We start from the raw sequence: 25,796 nt of genomic DNA on the forward strand, positions 1-25,796 counted from the left end.
TATAGCTATGAAAAAGATCAGAACCCATGCTGCAGGTATCGACATTGGGGCAAAAAAAGTGTATGTGAGTATCGAGGACCTGCCTGTAAAAAGCTTCGATACCTTTACCCAGGACCTGGAGGCTCTGGGCGTTTATCTGGTGGCCCATGGCATAGAAACTGTGGCCATGGAGGCTACGGGCGTCTATTGGGTCATTTTGTACGATATACTGGTGTCCCAAGGTCTGGATGTTTGGCTGGTCGATGGAGCGGGCACCAAACAGGTTCCCGGCAGAAAGACCGACGTAAAGGATTGCCAATGGATACAGCAATTACATAGTTATGGGCTGCTGAACAAATGTTTCGTGCCCGATATCCGGGTACAGGAACTGCGAGCCTATCAACGCCTTCGCGAGGACCACATCCGTAGTGGTGCGATGCACATCGGCCATATGCAAAAGGCATTGATACTGATGAATATCCGGCTGAAGGAAGTAATAAGCCAGATCCACGGGACAAGTGGGATGCGGATTGTCCGCGCTATCCTATCAGGCGAAAGGAATGCCGAAAAACTGGCATTGCTATGTGATCAAAGGATACTTAAAACAAAAAAGGAATGGGTGATAAGATCATTAAAGGGGCATTATTCGGAAGCCGCATTGTTCGAACTGGGCCAAGCCGTGGCCTGTTATGATTTCTATGGGGAACAAATTGCCATGTGCGACATAAAGCTGGAAGAGGTGTTGAAGAAGATGGACCTGGACGGTACACCAAAGCCAAGGTCCAAGGGAACAAGAAAAGCAATCCGTCACAATAGACCGGATATAGAGAATATGGGAGGACACTTGTTGGGGATCTTTGAGGGAAAGGATGCTACCGTCCTGCCCGGAATTACGGATTATAACTGGATGCAACTGCTGTCGGAGGTGGGCACCGATCTTGGGAAATGGAAATCGGAAAAACATTTCACCTCTTGGTTGGGACTTGCCCCAAAACAACACAATTCGGGAAAAATGAAACGCAATTACAAACCCAAGGGAGTCCCAAGGGCAGGTCTGATCTTCAAACAGGCAGCAGTAGGCCTGCTCAACAGCAAGCACATTGCATTGGGCGCTTTCGGCAGAAAGATACGGGCCAAAAAGGGAGGATTGGTGGCCATAAAGGCAGTGGCCAGGAAATTGGCCGAACTGTACTGGAAATTGTTTGTAAAGGGACTGGAGTATGTGGAGAACGGTATCCAAAAATACCAAGAGAAAATGCTCTTGAACAAACAAAGGGCGGTAACAAGAATGGCACAAGAACTAGGGTTGGGGATAACTCCATTGAAAATACAAAGTGCTGATTAACAGTTTTCTATGATAGACGTCAATGGTAGCCTGCCTGTCTGGCCGACATGGCAGGCTCGAGGAGACAGAAACAGTAACTTTGATTAATTGATAATCAGTTATTTGAATTTCATTCAAAGCTGAACCTACCTTAACTACTGGCAGGACAGAATGAATTATAACACGGAATAGTTATGGCAGAACGAACCCCGCTTTCTTTGGCGGGGTTTATGTTTGATGCTCTCACCCTATACCTGGTTTCTTCTAGGGTCTAGAACTTACACCGGAGTTAAATGTTATTCTTTGGGAAAACTGGAATTGGGGTTTCTTCAGTGAAGATTTCAAAGTAAAAAATCAATCCAGGCTATTTTTGGCAATGTAGTCAAAAAAATGAGGTTTATAATTTTCCGAAACCGTAATACGCTGGTTTCCGATTATGATCTGACTGCGTTCTATAACATCTATGGCCTGTAAGGAAACTATAAAAGAGCGATGTACGCGCATAAATTTATCTTTTGGAAGTTCCTCCTCCAAGCCTTTGAGGTTCATTAAGGTTAGGATGGCCTTGACCCTCTCTTCTTCCTTTTGGGAGGCTTCACAGTTGTTTTTGGCAATCAATATATTCACTATGGCATATGGCAATTGTATATAACTTTCTGTAATGCTCGGAGTTATATTGTTCTTGACCTCTTCCTCATATAGCTTATATTGATTTATTAGCAGCTTTCCCTGTTTCATAGATGATTTATTTGGCAAAGGGACTATCCTGTCAATTTTTTTGTGTTACAAGTATTTTGGAGGAAATCTAAAATGGTGTAATCCAGACCTCAAGAAGTAAGCAGGGAAATTGTGCCAATATGTGTTTCGCTTTAGAGATATATTTTAAAGATGAAAATAATTAACGTATTTTTCGGAAATAGTGGAATCTATGGATCAATTCCTGATTTCATTTTAATATTTACAGGCCCATAGGGGAATAAAAATCAGCAATGTTGAAGAGGCTTGTACAACTATTGCGCTTTACCATAATCTGACTAAATAAAGAATAATTAAAGCATTATAATAAATATGGGGCTACCCGAAAAGTTTATCAGTTGCGATTGGGGCACCTCCAATTTTAGACTCCGTTTGGTGGAAACACATTCCTTAAAGATCCTTTCGGAAACTAGGAGCGACTTGGGGATTAAAAAATGTTATCAGTTATACAAACAGCAAAAGGAGCTATCCCAGCAAGCCTTTTTTTCCAATTATTTGTTGGCACAGTTGGAGAAGTTGGATTTGCAGGCAGTTGGAAAGCCTTATTTGGTGTCTTCAGGAATGCTGTCTTCTTCCATAGGCATGCAGGAATTGGAGTATTGCAAATTGCCCATTGCATTTTCTGGGGAAGATCTGATTAGTAATTGGATTCCTATGGGTAAGGATTTGGACCTCCTTTTAATTTCAGGGGCTAGAACCAATAGTGATGTAATGCGGGGGGAGGAAATCCAGGCCATAGGGCTTTCGGATTACCTACCTAAGAGTGGAAGGGGGATACTTTTGTTGCCCGGAACACATAGTAAACACATCCAATTTAACGATGGGCAATTTATGGATTTCACTACCTATATGACCGGGGAATTATTTGAGGTTATTGGGAAGCAAAGCATTTTGTCCGCCTCCCTGGAGGAAGTGCCATGGAGCCCATTATTTAAGGATATTTTTTTGAAAGGTGTTAAAAAAGGAGTGGACAACCAACAGATGGCATCCCTTTTTTCCATTAGGGCAAATAGTTTGATACATAAATCCTCCAGTTCTGAAAACTATTATTTTCTATCCGGATTGCTGATCGGAGCTGAGTTGTCCCATTTGAAAGATAGCAAGGAAACGGTATACCTTGCGGTAACTGGTATACAAAACGAATTGTACCAATTGGCTTTGAGATCGTTTCTGGAGGAGGCCCGAATAGTTTGTTTTGAGCCGCAGATTATAGAAACGGCCCTATTGGTTGGCCAGCGAAAAATTTTGGAAGCACATGTTAAATAAAGAATCATTTTCTTGGGAGCTCTACAATAGGGCCCCCATCGTGGGTATTGTAAGAGGAGTGTCAATGGACGTTATGCGGGATATTGCCAAGGCGTATCTACGGGCAGGCCTGCACACCATAGAAATAACCATGAATACTCCCGGAGCTGCCCAAATGATATTCATGTTGCGAAACGAATTTCAACAGCTCAATGTGGGTGCTGGTACGGTCTGCAATCTGCAGGATTATGAAATGGCCGTTGCTGCCGGAGCCCAGTTTATTGTGACCCCGATCATTGATGAGGTCGTTATTAAAACTGCCGTAGCCCAAGAGATACCCATTTTTCCAGGAGCTTACTCTCCTACGGAAATATATAAGGCATGGAGTTTAGGGGCATCGGCCGTAAAAATATTCCCGGCCTCCCAGCTTGGGGTTCAATATATAAAGGACATTGCGGCTCCACTTAACGATATTAAAGTTTTACCTACTGGTGGGGTTTCTTTGGAAAATATCAAATCCTTTTTTGAGGCCGGTGTTGTGGGGGTAGGCATGGGCAGTTCGCTCTTTGATAAAAAGCTTATTGAAGATAGGGATTTTGACGGGCTAACCGAGCATTTTATCAAGATAAAGGCTGAAATTGGGCGCTAGACATCAATGAATATCGCGATTAAAAAAGAATCTTTAGGAAAATGAAATGATGGTCATTTATTAATGAGGTAAATGGATGGCCATATTTTTATCGTTTTAAGCTGAAGTGTCCGCTTAAGGACTTATTGTTGCCCAAATTCACAAAGAACCAATAATCCGATGAGGGCATTGGTGATCCTTCGTAGCTGCCGTCCCAGCCCTGGCTGTCAAATTCCAACATTCGTGCTAATTTTCCATAGCGGTCATAAATAAATACTGGTGACTTTTCCGTAATATTTAATATGGACCTATTAAGTTGCCAAAAGTCATTAATGCCATCTCCATTAGGCGTGAAGAATTTTGGGTATTGCTTTGCGCTGGCCTGTCCAGCACAAACTAAAGGGTCAATGTTAATTCTAAAACTGGATTGTTCCATGCAGGAACCAACCTGGTTTAAAATATAAATGAGCTGACTGTTGGTAACTCTACTGCCAGCTTGGAGTTCGCTGCCTGTGCCGTTGGGTCCGGTAAAATAACGGTTGTTGGTACTATGTACTGGTAGCGCAAAACTTTCACAAACGGTAATGTCCTCCAGTACTTCAACTATTGGAGGCTTTACCAACCTAAGGCTAAATATTGTCTCTTTTAAGCAGCCATTGGTATCCGAAGCTTTAACCAGAAGGGTATATGGGCTCGAGTTTGGGTTTGGCAAAAGTTGGTTGAGATCAATGGCATTACCTATCAAATCATAATAGGTTAACAAAAGATCTTCCTGTGCACCTATAAGTTCCCGTTCAATACTAGCAAAATCTACAAAAATTTCATTGGTCCCTACGTTTTCGGTATAACATACCGATATATCCTTTTTTGGATTTATATAAAAGTCACATTCCTGAGGGGTGCTAAAGGACCACTTTGGGCAGCCGCTGGCAATTTCCATATCGTTGAAAGGAGTAATGGTGACATAGATAGTAGCATTGTTTGGAAAAATGATTTCTTCGCTATAATTTACCATATATATTGTTTTGCTCAGGATATCATCAGCAGTAGGGGAGCTTCCTAGAGTTAAAAGGTAGCCCGATGCAGAAGGGGTTTCCGACCACGAAATAATTGTAGGGGAACTAATGTTTAGGGAACCGTTGGGGGGACTTATCATTGTTGGGCATTCCAACTGTGCATGGGAGAGTATTCCACTTAAGGCTATGGATAAGTAAAGCAGTTGTTTTCGCATTCTACATCGTTCAGGCTATACAAGATACTACAAATGCCTTGTTTTTAAGGTACTATGGCAGTTTTTATTTGAATAATGAAGGCTTGTAAATGAAAATGTTTAAACTCCTTTTTTTAGAGAGCAGGTATCATTATATTTAAAATTCAATATTAATAATAAAATGATATGTTAAGACTTCCATTGCAACAGAATTCTGGATTCATAGCCCTATTATTGGGGATGTCTATTTTAATCGGATGTAAATCGAACTCCAAAAAGGCGGAAATATCCGAGACGGATTTTGAAAAAATAGAGAATTCCGAAGGAAAAATTCAAAAACTCTTGGTAGGAAGTTTTGCCGAAGGGGATGACCAGGGTATTTACCAGCTCGACTTCAATACTGAAACCGGGCTGCTTTCCAATAGCCATCGTGTGGCAATAGAAAGCAAGCCAGGTTATCTTTACCTTTCAAAGAATGGTGACATGGTCTATTCCTCCAATGGAACCAAACCGGGTAGTGTATCGGCATTCCAATGGAACGAAGAAAAAACGGCTTTGGAGAGAGTGGCCAATCTACCCAGTATAGGGGATGGAGCCTGTTATGTTGGGGCAAGTCCCGAGGAACACCTTGTTGCAGCGGCAAATTATAGTTCGGGAAATATCGTTTTATATCCGCTTGATGACAAGGGGGTTATACTAGAGGAACCACAAGGGATACAACATACGGGAAGTGGTCCGCATCCCAACCAAAAATCGGCCCATGCACATTGTGTACAATTTTCCCAAAACGGAAAATTTTTATATGCTGTAGATTTGGGTATAGATCAGATTTTGACGTATCCAATTAATTCTGAAAATAAATTGGGCAAAGCCGAGGTGGGTCTACAATTGGATCCCGGCGACGGTCCAAGACATCTCGTCTTCCATCCCACTCAGAACATGGTTTTTATTATAAATGAACTGTCCAGTACCGTTGTATCGGCCACCTTGGATGAAGAGACCGGAGTTTTTACAAAAATCGATAAAAAGAGTACCCTCCCGGATGATTACCAGGAACCGAATGCCTGTGCCGATATTCATATTAGTAATGATGGCCGGTTCCTATATGCTTCCAACAGGGGCCATAATAGCATAGCTGTTTATTCGGTATCTGAAAGCGGAGATTTAAAATTGCTTAACATAGAACCTGTTCAGGGAGATTGGCCGAGGAATTTTGCGTTATCACCAGATGGAAATTTTCTTTTGGTAGCCAACCAGAAATCTGATAATATCACTGTTTTTGAAGTAGATAGGCAAACCGGACTACTAAAGTATACTGGAAACCAAATAAGCCTTCCGCAACCAGTTTGTTTAAAGTTTTAAAACAATTTAGTCCCAATGACCAACCATGACCTAAATGCCATTAAGCTATTTATTTTGACTTTTGCACTTTGGAACATTTCCTGCTCCCCTAAAAAGGAGTCCAAGCAAATTGATGATAAGCGGCCCAATATTGTTCTTATAATAGCAGACGATATGGCTTGGGACGATAGCGGTGCATATGGACATCCAAACATTAGGACTCCAAATATAGATAAGCTTGCCAAAGATGGGATGCGATTTGACCAGGCATTTCTTACCGCCAGTTCCTGCAGTCCAAGTAGAACAAGTATTATTACTGGGCTATACCCGCACAATACCAATGCCGAGCAACTACACTGGCCTCTTACCCCGGACAAAGTGACCTTTGTGGAAAAGTTGAAAAGCTCTGGTTATTGGACTGCCCAGGCCGGAAAATGGCATATGGGAGATGCTATTAAGGGCCGCTTCGATGTGGTGTATGATATAGGTACCTCTGGGTTTCAGTTGGCACCGGATGGTTCCAAAGCCAAACAAAAAGGAGATGGTAGTGGTTGTGAAAATTGGGTTCCCTTAATTCAGGAACGGCCACAGGATCAGCCTTTTTTCCTATGGTTGGCTGCAGTTGATCCCCATCGTCCTTATACCGATGATGTTGTAGCCTATCCCCACAAAAATGAAGATGTAATTGTACCTCCATATATGCCGGATACTGAAAAGGTTCGGGAGGACTTTGTCTTTTACTATAACGAAATTTTAAGGTTGGATGATTATGTGGGCCAAGTAGTGGCCGAATTGGATAGGCAGGGAATATCGGAGAATACATTGATTCTCTTTATTAGCGATAATGGAAGACCATTCCCAAGAGATAAGACAACCCTTTATGATGGAGGTATAAAGACTCCATGGATCGTAAAATGGCCTAAAAGTGTAAAGCCTAATTCTATTTGTAGCAATCTGGTCAGTGCCGTGGATATTGCACCCACCTTTTTAAAATTGGCAGGTCTTGATCCCCTACCTGCTTTTGAAGGAAAGGATTTTTCAAAGATGTTGACTAGTCCTGAAATTAATATTAGGGAGATGGTATATGCCGAAGATCATTGGCACGATTATGAGGATTATACCCGTGCTATAAGGACCAAGAAGTTTAAATATATACGTAATTTTTATGCCGATCTTCCCAATACCCCTTCGGCGGACGCCTTTGTCAGCGGTACATTTGCCGAAATGCGCAGACTGAAGGAAGCCGGAGAACTTACCCAGGCCCAGTTGGCATGCTTCCTTACTCCGAGACCCAACGAAGAGCTTTATGATATGGAGAATGATCCTTATGAACTTACCAATTTAGTAGGCAACCTGGATTATCAGGAAAGTTTGGGGACTTTGCGGGAAGAAATGAAAAAGATACGAAGGATTACCAAGGATAGTGTGCCTTCTTTAAGGACTCCGGATGAATTTGATAGGGAAACCGGTAAAGCAAATTCATTTAGGAAACGTCCGCGACCCTCTAAAAAGGAAATGGAAAAAATTATTCAAAATACCACTCGGGCCAATTAAAGGTGATAAATCTATTCTTGTATGATCAATTGAATTCGTCAAAATTTTCTCAGCACAAGCGTTGTTGAATAAATAATTTTTACGCGTAAATTTTACATTTAATAAATTTTTGTATATTTAGCTGCTTTATTGGTAGTTAAACACATTCAATTTTATGTAATTCTTAATGCATAATGGAGAAAGGGCAGTTAAGTTTGGCGGATTTTCGGTTCCTTCAATTTAGGGAAGGTGATCGGCGTGCTTTCGAGTATTATTTTAAAGAATATTACAATAGTATTGTTGGGTTCGCTATTCAGTTTATAGGGGACAAGGACAAAGCAGGAAGTATTGCCCAGGATGCATTTATAAAACTATGGGAGAATAGGGAAAAGGTCCAAAAAATTAATGGAATTCGGTCCTTTCTATATACCTCGGTAAAAACCGATTGTTTAAACCTAATAAGGCATAACAAGGTTGTTCGAAAGTATGAATCCAAACAATTGCAAGCAAGGGAGAGCAGCTTGCACACAGAAATTTTGAACTCCTTGAATTTTGATTCCGTCACCTTTTCGGAATTGGAAAGCCTTATTGAAAAGTCTATAGAGGAATTGCCGGACAAATGTAAGCTGGTATTTGTAAAAAAGCGTTTCGAAAATAAGAAGAACAAAGAGATTGCGGACGAGCTCGGTATCACACTCAAGGCAGTGGAGGCCAATATTACACGAGCAACCAAATTCCTTAAATTAAGACTCTCCCACTACGTATTACTTATAATTATTTATTGTTTTTTGCAGTTTTAGCAAAAAAAATCATAATTCAATGTAGGGTAAAGGACTTCTAAGGTGTACTTAATTGGAACGCTAAACTCCAGTTAATGGATCACCATCTAATTTCAAAATATCTTTTAGGAAATGCCACAGAGGAGGAAGTGGAACGAATCTTCCAATGGATAGATGATTCCCCGGAGAACAAAAGAGTCTTTATTCAATTTAAAAAGGCCTGGGCCTTGGGCGCCAAAAGCGATGAAGATAGCCAGCTGGCCTGGAAGGCATTGGAATCCAAACTGGACAACAACAAGTCGAAACCTGGGTTTTCCGGACTCATAATGTATGCTGCTATCTTCCTACTTCTTGTGGGCTTAGGGTATTTCTTTACACAACAAAAATCAAATTCCGATCTACCGATCATCGATGAAAACGCCATTACCTTGCAATTGGGCAATGGAAATATTCAGGTTATAACCGAGGATGGGGAACAAACCTTTGTTGACAAAAAAGGAAAGCTGATTGGCACACAGAAAGGAAATGTCCTAAATTATAAGAGTGTTGCAAATGATCTAGATACTTCAAAACCTATATATAACGAATTGAGCATACCTTATGGAAAAACCTTTAAGTTGGTTTTGTCCGATGGTACAACCATTCACCTTAACGCAGGCAGCTCCATTAAATATCCGGTAAAATTTATTGAAGGGGCCCAAAGGGAAGTATTCTTAAAAGGGGAAGCATTTTTTGATGTTGTCAAAAATTCAAATCAACCTTTCGTAGTAAATGTAAATGAGTTGAACGTCAGGGTTTTGGGAACCAAATTCAATGTTTCTTCCTATCCTGAAGATAAGAATATCAACACTGTTCTCGTAGAAGGGTCTGTTGCCCTGCACGATAAGGATGATGCATACAATACTTCAACCGCAGTTTTATTGGAACCGGGCTATAAAGGGGAATGGAACCCCGATTCAAAAGAAACAAGCGTGGCAAAAGTAGATACAAATGAGTATACCGGCTGGGTAGAAGGAAGGATGATCTTTAGAAACACCCCTTTTAAAATCATTAGAAAAAAACTGGAAAGGCACTATAACATCTCTATTAAAAATAATAATAAAATACTGGAAGAGAGGACCTATAATGCAGTTTTCGATATAGAAAGTATTGAGCAGGTATTGCGGACTTTAAACGAAATATATTCTATTGAATACACAATAGACCAAGACGAAATAGTAATCAATTAATTCTAAAACAATCAAATATGAAATGACATCAAAGAGGCTAGACTAAATCTACTTTATAAAAAAACCAGAAAATGCTTGCGACATTTTCTGGCAGATTAAAGTGATTAAAAATTTTTATTAACCACCAAACGTATTACTAAATTATGAAAAAATTTAACAAACCGCGGTATGGCAATGGTTCTCCATGGCGATTCGACTTAAAAATGAAATTAACAACACTTTTATTATTAGTTGCTCTTTTTCAGGTAAATGCAAGTACTTACTCACAAAACACAAAAATAGACCTGAATCTTAACAATGTTAAGGTAAACGATGTGCTCAACGAAATTGAATCCTTAACGGAATTTAAATTCTTTATGGACACCAAAGAGGTGGATCTGCAAAGGATGGTTTCCATTAAAGTAAAAAGGGAAACTGTTTCGAAGATATTGGAGAAGATATTTCAAGGAACCGATATTGTTTTCAAGGTTTTGGACAAACAAATTGCCTTAAAACCTGGCCCAAAAGAAGATAAGGTAGACCTAAAAGGCAGCCCGGAAATAGGATTGCAGCAGTCTACGATAACAGGGACAGTTTTGGACAATACTGGTACCCCGCTACCCGGGGCCAATATTGTGGAAAAAGGAACTACAAATGGGGTAACGGCAGATTTTGACGGTAATTTTTCCATTGAGGTGGAAGATGCCAATGCCACTCTGGTAGTTTCCTATATTGGTTTTTCAACAATTGAAGTTCCCATAGATGGTCAGACCAGTCTTAACATTACCTTAGAGGAAAGTGCAGCCGGCTTGGACGAGGTGGTTGTTGTTGGTTATGGTGTCCAAAAGAAGATAAACGTAATCGGTTCTATTTCGCAGGTCTCTTCAGAGGATATAGAGAATAGGCCCGTAACGCAGGCATCCCAAGCTATAACTGGACAGATGCCAGGGGTTACGGTAATACAAAGATCGGGAAGGCCAGGCCAGAGTGGCGGAGATATTAGTGTAAGGGGGGTAGGTTCCTTCGGTGCCACACCAAATGCCCTTGTGTTGATAGATGGTATAGCAGGTACTTTAAATGATATCAATCCAGATGATATAGCGTCTATTTCCGTACTTAAGGACGCTTCCTCAGCAGCCATTTATGGAGCCAGATCTGCCAACGGGGTAATATTGATTACCACAAAAAGTGGCAGTAATAAAAAGTTTTCCGTTAGCTATAACAGTTATGTAGGTTTTAATGAAGCCACGGAGCTTCCTGATTTTGTCGATTCTTGGGAGTATGCTGAAATGTACAATATTGCTTCGGGAAGCAATAGTTTTAGTGCCGAGGACATTGAAAAATACAGAGCTCAAAACGATCCTGACAATTATCCAAATACTAGGTTTTTAGAGGATTTGTTTTCAAAAAATGGTATACAGACTTCTCATACCCTTACCGTAAATGGTGGGGATGAAAATAATAAATACTATGTATCTGCCGGTATTTTGGACCAGCAGGGTATTGTACCAAAAAATAGTTTTAACCGCTATAACTTCAGGATGAACCTTCAAAATAAGTTGGGGGACAAGTTTGAATTGAATTCCAGGTTTTTTGGTTCCTTGGAGGAGCGAAAAGAACCTCAGGCTACTGCCAATAAGGGCGGTGGTTTCCTAGATCAACTGGTTCAGAACGCGGTGCGCTACCCAGCAACTTTTTTAGGGGTTGATTCCGAGGGGAATTACGGTATAGGACCTGAAAGTGGAGGAACACCAGTGGCTTGGTTAGATTCCCAGTCTTATTTAAACAACCCCACAACCAAGGCCGGTGTAAATGTAAAATTGGATTGGAAGCCTAATGATGACCTAGTTTTTTCCGCGATAGGAGGATATAATTTTACACTATATGAGGAGCGTTCATACCTGGCCTCCCAAAGACTTAACGAAGATGTATTTTTAGGGCAGTCATATCTAAATCAACAGAGCAACAAAACTATTTTTAAGACCATGCAGTTTACCGGGGAGTATTCCAAAGAGTTTGGGTCCCACGATTTTAGCTTGTTGGCAGGATATTCCTTTGAAAATGAAGAGCTCTCCCTGTTTAACGGATATCGTCAGGATTTTGCGAGCAATGATTATACGGTTATGGATCTTGGTAGCGCGGAGAATCAGCAATCCGGGGGTTATGATGCGGAATGGGCTTTACAATCATTCTTTTCGCGTTTAAAATACAGTATTAACCAAAGGTATCTATTTGAGGCCACTATGCGTTATGATGGTTCATCGCGCTTTCCAGAAAATAACAAATATGCGTTTTTTCCATCTGCTGCTGTGGGATGGCGTGTTTCCCAAGAATCTTTTATGCAAGAGGTGTCTTGGATCTCCAATTTAAAATTAAAGGCTTCTTGGGGTATATTGGGGAACCAAAACATAGGGAATTATCCCTATCAAACGGTTTTGGCCTCGGGAAGGGATTACTCCTTAGGGGGTGGACTCGCCACAGGTGCCGCATATGCGAATTATAAGGATGCCAATATTAAATGGGAATCCACGGAAACCACGGATATAGGCTTGGAAACAGGTCTTTTTGATGGAAAGTTGACCTTTAATGCCACTTATTTCAATAGGAATACCACAGATGTCCTTTTTAAACCATCTGCAAGTGTATCCTCGGTACTGGGAGTTGGTATTAGCGAAACCAATACCGGAGAGGTAAAAAATACCGGATGGGAATTTGATCTAGGACATCGTGGCAATGCAGGAGATTTTGGATATTCTATCAACGCCAATTTTTCTATCATTAACAACGAGGTTATAACCTTGGGTCTAGGTAATGTGGAACAGCCCAATGGCTTTGTAGGTAATGGTTCGGACTTGTTTATAGGCTACCCCATGCAAATGTATTACGGCTATAAAGCTGATGGAGTGTTCTTAAATGACGGGGAGGTAGATAGCTGGCCAGATATGTCGGCGGTGAATCCTACGGCCCAGGCCGGCGATTTTAGATACAAGGATATTAGTGGGCCGGATGGGGTACCTGATGGTAAGGTAGATCCAACATATGACCGCACCTATCTGGGAAGTCGTATCCCTAAATATACCTTTGGTGCCAATCTTGGTTTTAATTATAAAAATTTCGACCTGTCGGTTTTACTTCAGGGTACTGCGGAGGTAAAAGGCCAATTGACCGGTTATGCAGGGAATGCTTTCTTTAATTTAGGGAATATTCAGCGTTGGCAAATGGACGGTAGGTTCGACCCCAACAATCCTGTGCGTTACCCTGACTATCCTAGGCTGGAAGTGCTGACCAACAGTGGGTCGGCCAATACGGAGACATCAGATTTTTGGGTAATAGACTCAGGGTATTTACGTGTAAAGAATATACAACTTGGATATAATTTCCCAAATGCATTGACCGATGTCATTGGGGTAGATAGTCTAAGATTCTATTTAGGGGCAGAGAATTTAAATTCTTTTAATTCCTATAGAAAGGGTTGGGATCCTGAAATAATTGGGGGTGGTGCATATTACCCCATATTAACCACATACACTTTTGGTTTAAATCTAAAATTCTAAGATCATGATTAAAATATATAATAAAGATTCATATAATTCTAGGTTCCTGAAGTTGCTTTTTCTAGGCATCGTTTCTTTGGGAACAATTGTTTCCTGTGATAAGGAACTGGAACAATTTCCGAGCAACGCTTTTGCGGCGGATAACTTTTGGACTTCAGAATCCAATGCCAATATAGCCCTTACAGGGGCATATAGAGGGGCAGTGGAATATAGCACACAGGTGGTTCCCTCCGACTGGTGGACCTACTGTGGCATCGTATTTATGGAATTTGCCACGGACAATGCCTATGATCGTAGAGGTGACAATTCCACCCAAAATCGACTTACCAATGGGACATTACTGCCCAATAACAATGTTGTAAATGGATATTGGCAGGGCTCCTACAAGAGGATCGCCATATGCAACGATTTCTTGGAAAATATTGACAAGGTGGATATGGAACAGGCCAAAATAGATAGAATGAAGGCCGAGGTACAGTTTCTTAGAGCAACACAGTATTTTTACCTCTCACAGTTTTGGGGCAGTGCTCCTTTGGTTACGACTACTTTAACACCGGATGAGGCCAATAATGTGGATAAGGCCTCTAAAACGGAACTAGTGACTTTTGTTGAGAACGAGCTTAAGGCTGCTACCGCTGCCCTTCCCACTTTTGGGGAATTAAAAGCTGGGGAAGCCGGTAGGGCCAATAAACAGGCGGCCCTAGCTTTTCTGGGGAGGTTGTATTTAGGGGAGAAGAAATTTCCGGAGGCTTCCGCGGTATACAAGCAGATCATAGATATGGGAGACAATATTATTGATCCAGATTACAAATCGCTTTTTACTCCCGTCAATGAGGGTAGTAGTGAAAATATATTTAGTTCGCAGTATTTTGGGGGTCAGGCAGGAAATGCGCTACCCCAGCACGCCTATCCGGCGGTTGCCTCGGGGTGGCATATTGTAAACCCCTTGGGAAGCCTAGCGGATGCCTATGGTTTTGATGATGGTACGCCTTTGTCTTATGACGACCCAAGATTTGACTATGAGGATATGGGAGCCAACAGGGATCCAAGATTTAGATATAACTTTATTTGGGATGGTGCCACATTTGCCGGAAGGATCTATGATTGTCATCCAGACTCTTCCGGATCTGTAGATCAATTAACGTATTCCAAACAGGCTACTAGAACAGGTTATGGCCTGCGTAAGTTTTTTGATGAATCCTTTAGTGGTAACTTAAGGACGGATTATGGCGGAAATATTCCGATCATCAGATATGCGGAAGTATTGTTGAGTTATTTGGAGGCCGAGCTCGAAGCTGGCAATGCCATTACCCAACAATTGTTAGATGAAACAATAAACGCCGTTAGGGGAAGGGCATCCGTAGGATTGCCTCCTATAACCGAAACCAATGCAGCAGCCCTAAGACCTATTTTAAGAAATGAAAGAAGAATTGAGTTGGCCTTGGAAGGACAGCGTTTATGGGATATCTTTAGATGGGGAATTGGTGATGAGGTATTGGTAGGAGATTTTTGGGGGGCCCCATTCCCAAATTCAACCTTGTACCCAACTACATCGAAAAAACTGGATCCGCAATCACGATGGTATGTAACCACAAAGAATTTCAGGGAAGGTGTGGATGACGTATGGCCAATTCCAGAATCGGAAGTCAACGTAAATCCTAAATTGGGAAATTAATCATTTTCAAAAAATGGTATTAAAAAGAAGAAAATTTATACAAAAAGTAGGGTTGGCAATTCCAATAATTGCCAACCCTTTCTCAAATATATTTGCACAAGGTGGAAAAGAATTTATAGCAGCAGAGGTTTCCGTTGCACCTTCCGTTCAATTTGGGTTTGATAAACTAAACGATAGGATCTGGATCGGAAAAGATTTCTGGAGTGTTCCCATGGAAGACTGGGAAATTAAAAACAAACGACTGGAGTTTAAAGGGGCTATGCAAAACGCCCGTTTACATCTACTGACCTATGTGCTTAAAAAGGACCAGGTAGATTTTCGGATCAAAAGCAGTCTAGGTCTCCTGAAAAACAATGCAGATAAAGGTTCCGTCGGATTTACCGTGGGCATAAAGGATACTACGGATCCCAAAAGTGTAAAAGCGGCCTGTTATTTTGGGGAAGGTGTATCAGCAGGTATTTCTTTGAACGGCAAAATATTTATGGCCGACAATGAAACTCTGCTTCCCGAAAATTTTGATTATAACAAATTTGACATGGAGTTGGAGGCCTCACCAAAAAATGGGGGTTATGAGTGCACCTTGACGGTGGTGGACAACAACGGTCTAAAAGGGGAATTGACTTATAATCACTCCGGAGAAATGGAAGGTTTGGTAGCCTTGGAGCAAAACATCCAAGAAAAGGTTGGGAGTACATTTTGGTCCCGATCATTAAGCTTGGAAGGTAGTAAAGTAAAACATGTTGCCGACAACAGTTTTGGGCCCATCCTTTGGGCAATGTATACCCTTTCTCATGGGACTTTAAAATTATCTGCCCAATTACCTCCAATGGGGGATAAGGATTCCAAGCATGTGGAACTGCAATTTTTTAAGAATGGCAAATGGGTGAAGGAAGGTAAAATGGAAATTGATACCATATCATTTACCACCATTTTCACTGTCAGCGAATGGAATTCGGATCAGGATATTAAATATCGCCTGGCGTATTCCGTGGATAAGGAAAAGCAATACTACGATGGGGTAATCAGGGAAGAGCCGGACGACAGACCGCTGCGATTTGGGGGGCTTACCTGTCAGGAATGGGCAGGATATCCTTATCGGCCTTTGGTGGAAAACCTGGAAAAATCCAACCCTGATATGCTGTATTTTTCCGGAGATCAGTTGTACGAGGGCAATGGTGGATATCCCATTAAAAGACAACCAGAGGATAGCGCTATATTGAACTATTTTGGTAAGTGGTATATGTTTGGTTGGGCTTTTGGCAATATTATGCGGGACAGACCAACCATTTGTACCCCTGATGATCACGATGTTTACCAAGGCAATTTATGGGGAGAAGGAGGCGAAGGTATTTCTTTTGAAGAATGGGAAAAAGTAAGGGACGCCCATGGGGGACTTGTGCAGACCCCGAAAATGGTAAATGTGGTTTACCGCACCCAATGTGGTCATCTCCCTGATGCCTATGATCCATTGCCCCTGCCATCCGGAATTACCAATTGGTATACCCAAATGGTTTATGGAAAGGTCAGTTTCGCTATTGTAAGTGACCGGCTTTTTAAATCTGGTCCGGAGATGCTTAGGAGTGGAGAAGGTAGGATAGATCATCTTACTGCACCGGCAAAACCAGAGGAACTTGATTCCAATGACCTGACCTTTTTTGGAAATCGACAAATGGAGTTTTTGGATGGCTGGATCCAAGATTGGAAGGGAACCCATATGAAGGTACTGTTAAGTCAGACTTTATTTTCCAACGTAGGTACCCATCATGGCCCTAAAAAGCAATTTTTATTCGGCGATTTGGACTCGGGAGGTTGGCCTAAATCCAAAAGGGATGAGGTAATACGGACAATTAGGAAGGCCAGTGCCTTTCATATCAACGGAGATCAACATCTGCCTTTTATGGTGCAATATAGTGTGGATGAAGTGCGGGATGGGGGCTGGACCTTCTGTACCCCGGCTATTTCAACGGGCTATCCAAGATGGGGACAGCCAGATTCGGTCAACGTACCTTTCACGGATAGACCGGCACATGGTTTGCCCAATACGGGTTGTTATCGTGATGGTTTTGGAAATATTAATTATATCTATGCCGTTGGGAATCCGACCGATGATTTTGACCTAGAGAAAAATAGATACTTAAGGGCTCAGAAAAAGGCATCCGGTTTTGGGATAGTTACTTTTGATACCGGAGCTAGGACAATAAAAATGGAAGCGATTCGGTTTTTGGCGGACCTTGATGTGGAATCGGATGAAAACACTTACCCAGGTTGGCCATTGACCATTGGCCAAGATGATAACGATGGCAGAAGGGCATTCGGCTACCTTCCCAGATTACATTTTAAGGAATCCGACCAGGTTGTTAAGATCATTAATGAAGAGACCAACGAAATGGTGAAATCCTTAAGAGTAAAGGGCAATGAATATATTCCTCCTGTTTACTCTTTGGCCAAGCACACCTTGGTTATAGGGGAAGGGAAAAATGAAAAAGTTATTAAATCGGTTGAAATAAGTACGGACCCTAAACAAGTTATGGAGGTTTAGACCAAATAAAAAATATGTAGTAAGATGCGACCCAAAAAATAGAAGGGTTGTACCTTACGAGCTGCTAAAACCAAAATCAGTTAATATACTATTAGAATATGAAAATTATTAGAAAGAATTTGTTTCAAACCGCTTTGGTTGTTTTGCTTATGGTAGGATGCAAATCCAAGGCAGAAAAAGAGGTCGCCGTTGTAGAGGATTCAAAAAAACCGAACATTGTATTTATTTATATGGATGATCTGGGTTATGGGGATATGAGTGCCTATGGCGCAACCGAGATCAGTACGCCAAATATGGATGCCCTGGCAATGGGCGGAGTGCAGTTTACCAACGGTTATGCCTCCTCTGCCACCTGTACCCCCAGTAGGTATGCCATACTAACGGGTAGGTATCCTTGGCGTAACAAGGATGCTAAAATATTGCCGGGAACAGCTCCTTTGATAATAGACACGGCACAAATGACTGTGCCCAAAATGTTGCAGGGAGAAGGATATGCCACAGGTATAGTGGGGAAATGGCACTTGGGTCTAGGTAATGGCATGGTTAATTGGAATGAAAGGGTATCCCCTGGTCCCAATGAAGTAGGTTTTGATTATTCCTATATATTGGCTGCAACCCAGGATAGGGTGCCAACAGTGTATATTGCCGATGGGTACGTAGATGGGTTGGATCCTAAGGACCCAATAGAAGTTAGCTACGATAAAAATTTTGAAGGTGAACCTACGGGATTGGACAATCCTGAACTAACTACCATGAAATGGCATCATGGCCACAATAACAGTATAGTGAACGGAGTGCCGCGAATAGGCTTTATGAAAGGCGGGGAGGTTGCCAAATGGAGCGATGTGGATATGGCCGACCATTTTTTGGCCAAGGCCCAAGAGTATGTAAAAGAACATAAAAACGAACCATTTTTTCTTTATTACGCACTACAACAGCCACATGTACCACGTACTCCGCATCCACGTTTTGTCGGAAAATCCGGTATGGGCCCAAGAGGGGACGTTATTTTGGAAGCCGATTGGATGATAGGGGAGTTTATGAAGACTTTGGAAGACGAAGGAATCCTTGAGAATACCTTGATCGTCTTTTCCAGTGATAACGGTCCTGTTGTGAATGATGGCTACTATGACGACTCTGAGGAAAAACTGGGCAATCATACCCCTGCAGGAATTTTAAGGGGAGGTAAATATAGTTTGTTCGATGCTGGTACAAGGGTTCCTTTTATCACCTATTGGAAGGGTACTATAGCCCCAGGCAAGTCGGATGCCTTGGTATGTCAACTAGACCTGCTCACCTCCATGGCGGCCTTGGTCGGAAGCGATAAAACTGGGGAGGACAGTGAGAATCTTTTGGATGCTTTTCTAGGCAAGTCTACAGAAGGAAGGGAAGAGTTGGTTTTGGAAGCAACTTCTAGAACAGCCTTTAGGAAGGGCAATTGGGCTATGATTCCACCTTACAAGGGAGCGGCGATAAACAAACAGGTAAATATTGAGTTGGGCAATGCTGAGGAATATCAACTTTATGATTTGGAGAAAGATCCTAGTCAAAAGGAGAATTTGGCGAAGTCCAATCCGGAAAAACTTCAGGAATTGGTTGCCGATTTTGAAAAAATTAGAGGTAACGGGAATGAGGGTGTCCAAGAATTGGAGTTGAAGTAAACCGTCTAATGTTTCCAACCCATCATGTTAAGATAAAAAACCAAATCATGAAATCACCAAGCTTTTACCCATTGTTAATTGGAACCTTGTTCTTTGCCCTCTTAATCAATGCCCAAGCAACAGGTGAAAGACCCAATATACTTTTTTGCATTGCAGATGATGCCTCCATGAAGAGTTTTGGGGCATATGGCGATACCTTTGTCAATACACCATCAATCGATAGCATTGCTAGGGACGGAGTTGTGTTTAACAATGCCTATAACGGCAATCCAAAATGTTCACCGGCCAGGGCATGTATCCTTACGGGGAAATATAGCTGGCAGCTCAAGGAAGCAGCCGACCACAATGGTCGTTTTCCTTCCGAGTTTAGGACGTATCCCCAATTACTGGAAGAGGTGGGGTACGATGTTGGTTTTACTGGCAAGGGATGGGGGCCAGGGGTGTACGATACTGCAGACAATCCCGCTGGTCCGGAATACAGCAGTTTAAAACTAATACCTCCTTATAAGGCTATCAGTGATGTAGACTATGCTGCAAATTTTGAATATTTTTTGAATAAAAAGGACCCAAATACCCCATTCTGCTTCTGGTTGGGGACCAAGGAACCCCATAGGGCATATGAACTGGATTCATGGAAAAAAGCAGGGCGACAATTGAAGGAAGCTTCTGTGCCTCCCTTTTATCCGGACAACGACATTGTTCGTGGAGACTTATTGGATTATGCCAATGAGGTGGAATGGTACGATACCCAAGTGGGCCGGGCAATTAAAATATTGAATGATAAAGGTTTGTTGGAGAATACCTTGGTAGTGGTAACTTCAGATCACGGGATGCCTTTCCCTAGGGTAAAAGGTCAAATTTATGAAGAGGGTTTTCATATTCCCTTGATTGTTTATTGGAAGGGTAAAATACTTCCTGGGCGTAGGGTGAACGATTTTGTAAGTTTTTCAGATTTGGCACCTACTTTTATGGAGGTAGTTGGGGCTGAACCACATCCTCAAATGACCGGAGGAAGTCTTGTGAAACAATTGCTTTCCACAAAATCGGGACAAATAGACCCGACCCGAGACCATGTTCTGTTGGGGAAGGAACGTCATGATGTTGGCAGAGCCAATGAGGATGGGACCGATTTGGCATATCCTGTCCGTGCCATTCGCAATGATTCCATGCTTTATGTCCACAATATAAAACCGGAAAGATGGCCGGTTGGCAATCCTGAGTACGGGTTTTTAAACACGGACGATTCCCCAACAAAAAGTTATCTTACCAACTTAAAACAGGGAGATAGGGAATATTTCTTTTTTGAAATGAATTTTGATAAAAGACCGGAACATGAGCTGTACAACATTCAAAAGGACCCACATTGCATAACAAACTTGGCTAATCTTCCAGAGTATGCTGTTCAAATTAAAGAACTCCGTTTTCAAATGGAATCAGAGCTTAGAGCGCAGGGCGATCCCCGCACCTTGGGCAATGGGGATGTTTTTGACAATTATATCTATTACGGAAAGAGATTGGATTATAGTACGGGCCAGCGCATAAACGCAATTAAATATACAAAGCAGGGAACCGACTAGTAAATAGTATGAAATAAACCATTTTTAATACTTTACGATATCTTTATCACTAGTGGTAACCTATTAAATACAGGAGTTTTATAAACACTTACAAAATGAAATATTTGAATATAAAGCTAAGTATGTTTTTGTTGTTGGGCTTTTACTCATTTGGGCAAAAAGCAGAAAACGACAGACCCAATATTGTAATTATTTATGCAGATGACATGGGATATGGGGACCTTCATGTCCAAAACCCCCATTCCAAGATACCCACTCCAAATTTGGACCAATTGGCTTCTGAAGGTATGCGTTTTACTGATGCCCACAGCTCTTCCGGGATTTGTTCCCCCAGTAGATATGCCCTTCTTACGGGCACCTATCATTGGAGGAGGCAATTCGGTATTGTAGGGTCTTTTGGGGAACCTTTTTTTAATGAAAGTGATGTTACCCTGCCCCAAGTGCTTAAATACAACGGATATCAAACCGCTTGTATTGGTAAATGGCATTTGGGATGGAATTGGAATTTTAAAAATGAACCCTCTGGGGAGGTAGCGCAATGGGGAGGGATACGGAAATTTTATCAACCGGAGGATATAGACTGGAGTGGACCTATAACTGGTGGACCGTTGGATAGGGGATTTGATTATTATTTTGGTGATGGGACCATTAATTTCCCTCCCTATGCCTGGATGGAAAATGACCGATTTGTACGGTTGCCGGAAAGTGTTATGGATGTTCATAATGTGGGCTTCGATATCGAGGAAGGGGAATGGGAATTTAGACCTGGGCCCAAGGTGGAAGGTTGGAACCCTTATGAGGTTTTGCCAACGCTTACCAAAAAAACAGTGGAATGGATAGGAAAACAGGATAGTAATAAGCCTTTCTTTTTGTATTTCGCCCTTCCTTCTCCACATGCCCCTATAATTCCAAACGATGAATTTAAAGGGAAGTCTTCGGCGGGACCCTATGGAGATTTTGTTTATCAAACGGACTGGGTAGCGGGTCAAGTTCTCAAGGCATTAAAAGAAAAAGGATTGGAAGAGAATACCATAGTTATTTTTAGTGCCGATAACGGACCGGAAAAGTATGCCTTTGAAAGGGCCCAAAAATATGATCATTTTAGTATGGGCGAATTTAGGGGACTAAAACGGGATGTCTGGGAGGGCGGTCACCATGTTCCCTTTATTGTAAAATGGCCAAATCACATTAAGCCTGGGACAGTTTCCAAGGAAGTAATATCCCAGGTAGATATCATGGCAACATTGGCATCCATTACCAATACAGGCTTACCCACAAATGCGGCACCCGATAGTTATAATTTAACCCCGCTTTTAAAAGGCAAGGCCTATAGTTCCCCCTTGCGAGAGGCCACGGTACATAATACCTACGAGAAAATCTGGGCCTTGCGTCAGGGTAAATGGCTATATATAAACGGTCCTTCTGGAGAACATTCCAAAATGCCCGAAAGTTTTAAGGAGCTTAGAGGTTACACGGATTTTGAATCGGCTGGATTACTATTCGATATGGAAATTGATGCCGAACAGAAAAATAACCTCTATGATAAATATCCCGAAATTATTAAGGGTATGCAGGGTGTTTTGGAAAGGTACCAACGGCAAGGGTATTCCGTTGAATCCAGACAATAGTAGGAATAATACAAAATTAAATTGGCCTATATTAAGATTTATGCAGGGGTATAGGTTCAAGTTGAATGATTTTCCAAGTTGTAGTATAATACAAAATGAATTTTAACAACTAAATATATCCAATGAAACCTAGACTAGCCATTAGTATGTCCATTATTGTGATGTTGTTCAGTTCCTGCGCGGACAATAAAGAGGCAATGGTAACAACACAGACCTTAATAACTAGACCAAATATTATTCTTTTTGTTGCCGATGACCATGGAACGGATGCTTTGGGTTCTTATGGGAATAATGTAATTAAAACCCCTCACCTAGATCAATTGGCTACCGAAGGGGTGCGTTTCAACAATGCCTATTGTACCACTGCCAGTTGTGCCGCCAGCAGGTCGGTAATTCTTACCGGACTGTTCGGCCACGCCACTGGGTCTTATGGGCATGTGCATGATTATCATCATTTTAGCACCTATGACAAAGTAAAATCATTACCTGTATTGCTGGAGAAAGAAGGATATGCCACAGCAAGAATAGGCAAGTACCACGTAGCTCCCGAATCGGTGTACCATTTTCAGGAGGAGTTAAAGGCCAACCCAAGAAACACTGTGGAAATGGCAGAAGAATGTAAAGATGTATTGGCTTCGGAAAAGCCATTTTTTCTTTATTTCTGTACAGATGATCCCCATCGCGCAGCTTCGACCAACCCAGGGCAGTGGGATGCCCCAAATAGTTTCGGAAATAAGGTGGATGGATATGCCGGAGTAGAAACTATAACCTACGATCCCGAAGAGGTTATTGTACCCGATTTTTTACCGGATACCAAGGAAAGCAGGGAAGAAATTGCGCAATACTATCAAAGTGTTTCCAGGATAGATCAAGGTTTTGGTAGGTTGATGCAGATGCTCAAGGAGTCGGGCAAGGCAGACAACACAATTGTTATTTATATATCGGACAATGGAATGGCTTTTCCGGGAGCAAAGACCACCCTTTATGAACCGGGCATGAAATTGCCATGTATCATAAAAGATCCCTTTTCAAAATTGAAGAACACTACATCCGATGCTATGATTTCATGGGTAGACCTAACGCCGACCATTTTGGACATGGCGAAAGTGGAAATAAAGGAAAATTCGTTTCATGGGCGTTCTTTCAAAGATGTTTTGAACGTAAAGGAACCCGAAGGATGGGATCAAATATATGCCTCCCATACCTTTCATGAAATTACTATGTATTACCCCATGCGTGTGGTTCGCGACAAGAATTACAAGCTGATCAGAAACATAGCATGGCGCTTGGAATACCCCTTCGCTTCAGACCTGTGGGCGGCATCAACCTGGCAGGAAGTACATAGAAACCAAAAGGAGTTTTATGGAAAAAGAAAGGTGCAGGATTACCTATTTCACCCCGAATTTGAATTATTCGATTTGGAAAAAGATCCAGATGAAATCTTGAACTTGGCCAATGACCCGGATTATAAGGAAGTAGTGGATGAAATGATCAAAAAAATGAAGGCCTTTCAAATCCAAACTCGGGATCCTTGGTTGATTACTTGGGACCATGACGATTCGTTGCAGGGAACAGGTGTTAATTTATAGCCTAATAGTCTTGAGAAGTGATCGAATGGGAATGTTGCGGTTTGTCAGGGTAAATATACTTACCTCGACCTATATGATTGACAGTGACAGCTAACAATGGCCTTTTTTTTGATGGTATACGTTAAAATTTAGAACTAAAACCATAATTGGTTAATTTTGGCCACAATTAAGACGGAGTTTCCAATGGTATTGAAAATGAAAGTAATTGTATTTGGTCTAGTCCTTTTTTTATCTATTCATAAAATGGACGCCCAATCCCAAGTAAAGGACACGGTCACTACTTGGGAAATGCTGGGTTATGATGGGGCAAGCGCCTTTGGTGGGTTAAAGTATGCCTACTCTCGGCCGTTTCATTGGGAGAAAAAAGATTTTCTAACGGCAGGGGCCATAGTCTTGGGAACTGCTGCGTTATTTACTTTTGACGAGGAAAGTTCCGACTGGTTTCAGGGGCAGGAAGAAGACGTTCCGGGAGTTCTTAAGGAAACAGGCTATTATCTTGGAAAACCGCTTTACAACTACTCCATTAACGGAGGGGTGTATTTAATAGGGCTTTTTACTAAGAATGAAAAATGGAGAAAAACAGGGGTGCTCTTAATTTCATCGGCCACTACGGTGGGATTGATACAGACCGTTAGCAAAACTTTGGTGGGGAGAGCCAGGCCCATTGCCAATGTAGGTAAGGCAAGTTTTGAACCTTTTAGTAAGGAGGCTGCCTATCACAGTTTTCCCTCGGGTCACACCATATTGGCATTTACCACCTTTTATGCCATAGGCAAGCAGTTTAAAAACCCTTGGGCCAAAGGCGGGTTTTATACTTTGGGTCTACTTTCCCCGGTAACCAGACTTTGGAGTGGAGCACATTGGTTGACCGATGTGGCACTGAGTATGGCGGTAAGCGTTGTGGTGGTCGATTCCATAGACAAATATCTTAATAAGGAAAGATATCCAGGGATCGATTCTAAGAACAAAATTAGCTGGAGCCTTCAAATGGGGCCAAGCAGTATTGGTTTAAGGGGCTCCTTCTGAGAACAGGTAAAAAGTGATTTTATGTAGTCCCTGTTTGGAAAATAGGTGCTACTTTGATCGTTTTTTGTAAACTACCTATTGCTAATCTTGCTTGCAAGAAGCCTCTACAAATGTGAAATAATATATTTAGCTGAAGGCTTTTTTTAGTTTTTTGTAACTAGAAATATTAGGGGATGGGCCAATTGGCCTTCATCCCCATTAATAGATTTAATAGGTTCTTTTTTTAACGATTTTGTAGGTGATAAGTGCTAAGGCTATAAGCAGACAAAAAACTATTGAGATAAATGGATTATTGTCTATTAGCTTTACAATTGGGGTCACTATTTCCATATTATTAATTTATTTCAGAGTATCTAAAAAATAGACCACGGTTAAACGTTTTTTTTCTTTAGATATTATACACATACAAAGGTTGCTCCAAAACTTCTTAAATAAATTGCAAAACACTGCTAAACTTTGTTAAAACTAACGGAATTAGGGAAAGAGGTTGGTTAATTTAAAAGCTTTGAACTAAACCGTATGGCCAAAAGGAGGCTTTATTATG

At 41.6% G+C, this 25,796-nt stretch carries 17 protein-coding genes; 15 read left to right on the top strand and 2 right to left on the bottom strand.

The window, feature by feature from the left end; translation table 11 throughout:
• Positions 1 to 7: 7 nt before the first annotated feature.
• A complete protein-coding gene (locus U735_RS0101645) occupies positions 8 to 1,324 on the top strand; it encodes an IS110 family RNA-guided transposase (RefSeq protein ID WP_031442159.1) in 1,317 nt (438 codons plus the stop codon).
• A gap of 333 nt (positions 1,325 to 1,657) precedes the next feature.
• Here the strand turns inward: U735_RS0101645 and U735_RS0101650 are convergent, their stop codons facing one another.
• Positions 1,658 to 2,041 (bottom strand): LytTR family DNA-binding domain-containing protein, encoded by a 384-nt coding sequence (locus tag U735_RS0101650; RefSeq protein WP_051891822.1) that lies wholly within the window; start codon positions 2,039 to 2,041, stop codon positions 1,658 to 1,660.
• 330 nt (positions 2,042 to 2,371) lie between these two features.
• Here U735_RS0101650 and U735_RS0101655 point away from each other — a divergent pair, with 330 nt between their 5' ends.
• Both U735_RS0101655 and U735_RS0101660 read left to right on the top strand, forming a co-directional pair.
• On the top strand, positions 2,372 to 3,325 hold the full coding sequence (locus U735_RS0101655; protein WP_031442161.1) for a 2-dehydro-3-deoxygalactonokinase: 954 nt from the start codon (positions 2,372 to 2,374) through the stop codon (positions 3,323 to 3,325).
• Positions 3,315 to 3,953 (top strand): bifunctional 4-hydroxy-2-oxoglutarate aldolase/2-dehydro-3-deoxy-phosphogluconate aldolase, encoded by a 639-nt coding sequence (locus U735_RS0101660; RefSeq protein WP_031442162.1) that lies wholly within the window; start codon positions 3,315 to 3,317, stop codon positions 3,951 to 3,953. The genes U735_RS0101655 and U735_RS0101660 overlap by 11 nt, the downstream gene beginning before the upstream one ends.
• A gap of 88 nt (positions 3,954 to 4,041) precedes the next feature.
• Here U735_RS0101660 and U735_RS0101665 read toward each other — a convergent pair whose 3' ends face one another.
• Positions 4,042 to 5,163 (bottom strand): T9SS type B sorting domain-containing protein, encoded by a 1,122-nt coding sequence (locus tag U735_RS0101665; protein WP_031442163.1) that lies wholly within the window; start codon positions 5,161 to 5,163, stop codon positions 4,042 to 4,044.
• 165 nt (positions 5,164 to 5,328) lie between these two features.
• Between U735_RS0101665 and U735_RS0101670 the strand changes: the two genes are divergently transcribed.
• The 12 genes from U735_RS0101670 to U735_RS0101725 all read left to right on the top strand — a co-directional run bounded on the left by U735_RS0101670 (position 5,329) and on the right by U735_RS0101725 (position 25,252).
• Complete coding sequence (locus U735_RS0101670; protein ID WP_051891823.1) at positions 5,329 to 6,504, top strand: lactonase family protein; 1,176 nt, start codon at positions 5,329 to 5,331, stop codon at positions 6,502 to 6,504.
• Between the two features lie 15 nt (positions 6,505 to 6,519).
• Positions 6,520 to 8,037 (top strand): sulfatase family protein, encoded by a 1,518-nt coding sequence (locus U735_RS0101675; RefSeq protein WP_034247956.1) that lies wholly within the window; start codon positions 6,520 to 6,522, stop codon positions 8,035 to 8,037.
• A gap of 173 nt (positions 8,038 to 8,210) precedes the next feature.
• Positions 8,211 to 8,816: an RNA polymerase sigma-70 factor gene (locus U735_RS0101680; protein WP_051891824.1), complete on the top strand. Its 606-nt coding sequence runs from the start codon at positions 8,211 to 8,213 to the stop codon at positions 8,814 to 8,816.
• A gap of 74 nt (positions 8,817 to 8,890) precedes the next feature.
• Positions 8,891 to 10,024, top strand: a complete 1,134-nt coding sequence (locus U735_RS0101685) for a FecR family protein (RefSeq protein ID WP_031442167.1) — start codon at positions 8,891 to 8,893, stop codon at positions 10,022 to 10,024.
• Between the two features lie 143 nt (positions 10,025 to 10,167).
• Positions 10,168 to 13,557, top strand: coding sequence for a TonB-dependent receptor (locus U735_RS0101690; RefSeq protein WP_083260531.1), 3,390 nt, complete (start codon positions 10,168 to 10,170; stop codon positions 13,555 to 13,557).
• 4 nt (positions 13,558 to 13,561) lie between these two features.
• Positions 13,562 to 15,232 carry a RagB/SusD family nutrient uptake outer membrane protein gene (locus U735_RS0101695; RefSeq protein WP_083260532.1) on the top strand — a complete coding sequence of 557 codons (1,671 nt, stop codon included), beginning with the start codon at positions 13,562 to 13,564 and terminating at the stop codon, positions 15,230 to 15,232.
• Positions 15,233 to 15,245: 13 nt separating this feature from the next.
• Positions 15,246 to 17,771, top strand: a complete 2,526-nt coding sequence (locus U735_RS0101700; protein WP_051891825.1) for an alkaline phosphatase D family protein — start codon at positions 15,246 to 15,248, stop codon at positions 17,769 to 17,771.
• Positions 17,772 to 17,869: 98 nt separating this feature from the next.
• Positions 17,870 to 19,432: a sulfatase family protein gene (locus tag U735_RS0101705; protein WP_031442171.1), complete on the top strand. Its 1,563-nt coding sequence runs from the start codon at positions 17,870 to 17,872 to the stop codon at positions 19,430 to 19,432.
• Positions 19,433 to 19,479: 47 nt separating this feature from the next.
• Positions 19,480 to 21,009 (top strand): sulfatase family protein, encoded by a 1,530-nt coding sequence (locus U735_RS0101710; RefSeq protein WP_034248202.1) that lies wholly within the window; start codon positions 19,480 to 19,482, stop codon positions 21,007 to 21,009.
• Between the two features lie 95 nt (positions 21,010 to 21,104).
• Positions 21,105 to 22,637, top strand: coding sequence for a sulfatase family protein (locus U735_RS0101715; RefSeq protein WP_031442173.1), 1,533 nt, complete (start codon positions 21,105 to 21,107; stop codon positions 22,635 to 22,637).
• A gap of 122 nt (positions 22,638 to 22,759) precedes the next feature.
• Entirely contained in the window at positions 22,760 to 24,226 is a 1,467-nt protein-coding gene (locus tag U735_RS0101720) for a sulfatase family protein (protein ID WP_031442174.1), read from the top strand.
• Between the two features lie 195 nt (positions 24,227 to 24,421).
• On the top strand, positions 24,422 to 25,252 hold the full coding sequence (locus U735_RS0101725) for a phosphatase PAP2 family protein (protein ID WP_031442175.1): 831 nt from the start codon (positions 24,422 to 24,424) through the stop codon (positions 25,250 to 25,252).
• Positions 25,253 to 25,796: the final 544 nt, after the last annotated feature.

Origin of the sequence: Arenibacter algicola (assembly GCF_000733925.1) — a bacterium.
Lineage (GTDB): Bacteria > Bacteroidota > Bacteroidia > Flavobacteriales > Flavobacteriaceae > Arenibacter > Arenibacter algicola.

Coding starts and splice junctions, on each gene's coding strand:
- U735_RS0101695 (WP_083260532.1), top strand. CDS start 13,562: ATGATTAAAATATATAATAAAGATTCATATAATTCTAGGTTCCTGAAG.
- U735_RS0101720 (WP_031442174.1), top strand. CDS start 22,760: ATGAAACCTAGACTAGCCATTAGTATGTCCATTATTGTGATGTTGTTC.
- U735_RS0101660 (WP_031442162.1), top strand. CDS start 3,315: ATGTTAAATAAAGAATCATTTTCTTGGGAGCTCTACAATAGGGCCCCC.
- U735_RS0101645 (WP_031442159.1), top strand. CDS start 8: ATGAAAAAGATCAGAACCCATGCTGCAGGTATCGACATTGGGGCAAAA.
- U735_RS0101670 (WP_051891823.1), top strand. CDS start 5,329: ATGTTAAGACTTCCATTGCAACAGAATTCTGGATTCATAGCCCTATTA.
- U735_RS0101665 (WP_031442163.1), bottom strand. CDS start 5,163: ATGCGAAAACAACTGCTTTACTTATCCATAGCCTTAAGTGGAATACTC.
- U735_RS0101680 (WP_051891824.1), top strand. CDS start 8,211: ATGGAGAAAGGGCAGTTAAGTTTGGCGGATTTTCGGTTCCTTCAATTT.
- U735_RS0101650 (WP_051891822.1), bottom strand. CDS start 2,041: ATGAAACAGGGAAAGCTGCTAATAAATCAATATAAGCTATATGAGGAA.
- U735_RS0101705 (WP_031442171.1), top strand. CDS start 17,870: ATGAAAATTATTAGAAAGAATTTGTTTCAAACCGCTTTGGTTGTTTTG.
- U735_RS0101685 (WP_031442167.1), top strand. CDS start 8,891: ATGGATCACCATCTAATTTCAAAATATCTTTTAGGAAATGCCACAGAG.
- U735_RS0101710 (WP_034248202.1), top strand. CDS start 19,480: ATGAAATCACCAAGCTTTTACCCATTGTTAATTGGAACCTTGTTCTTT.
- U735_RS0101725 (WP_031442175.1), top strand. CDS start 24,422: ATGAAAGTAATTGTATTTGGTCTAGTCCTTTTTTTATCTATTCATAAA.
- U735_RS0101700 (WP_051891825.1), top strand. CDS start 15,246: ATGGTATTAAAAAGAAGAAAATTTATACAAAAAGTAGGGTTGGCAATT.
- U735_RS0101715 (WP_031442173.1), top strand. CDS start 21,105: ATGAAATATTTGAATATAAAGCTAAGTATGTTTTTGTTGTTGGGCTTT.
- U735_RS0101655 (WP_031442161.1), top strand. CDS start 2,372: ATGGGGCTACCCGAAAAGTTTATCAGTTGCGATTGGGGCACCTCCAAT.
- U735_RS0101690 (WP_083260531.1), top strand. CDS start 10,168: ATGAAAAAATTTAACAAACCGCGGTATGGCAATGGTTCTCCATGGCGA.
- U735_RS0101675 (WP_034247956.1), top strand. CDS start 6,520: ATGACCAACCATGACCTAAATGCCATTAAGCTATTTATTTTGACTTTT.